This window comes from Streptomyces sp. P17 (assembly GCF_032436805.1).
In the GTDB taxonomy this organism is placed as follows: Bacteria; Actinomycetota; Actinomycetes; order Streptomycetales; family Streptomycetaceae; genus Streptomyces.
This window is the reverse complement of the sequence record NZ_JAVRBF010000536.1, coordinates 1-318: the sequence shown is the minus strand read 5'-3', so window position 1 is coordinate 318 and position 318 is coordinate 1. Positions and strand designations below refer to the sequence as shown.

1 protein-coding gene is annotated in these 318 nt (G+C 53.1%); it reads left to right on the top strand.

Annotated features, from left to right (window positions below; all coding sequences use genetic code 11):
* Positions 1-107 precede the first annotated feature (107 nt).
* Positions 108-318, top strand: a 211-nt coding sequence (locus tag RMT89_RS42010; RefSeq protein ID WP_315889021.1) for a hypothetical protein, incomplete at its 3' end; no start/stop codon positions are given.

Here is a 318-nt window from a genome sequence, read left to right as displayed (position 1 = left end):
CACGGCTCTGGAAGATCGTGGGCGTGCTCGTGCCGCTATGGAAGGTCAGTCTGCTGAAGAAGCTCAGGCTTACATCGATAATAACCGCCTGTAATTAGGAGACTAATATGGCCCGCCTTACATGGGAAAACGTTGCCGCTCCTAATTTCAGCGGAGTAGGTGACAGCCTTCGTACAGCGGCGTCGTTGATGAGCAATGCCACATCTGGCTTCGCAGGTGCTATGGGAGATTTCCAGAAAGCTTCGGAGCGAGATGCTGGCAACCAGCTTATGCAGCGTGCACTTGGTATGACTGATCGGGATCAGCTTAATGCTGCTC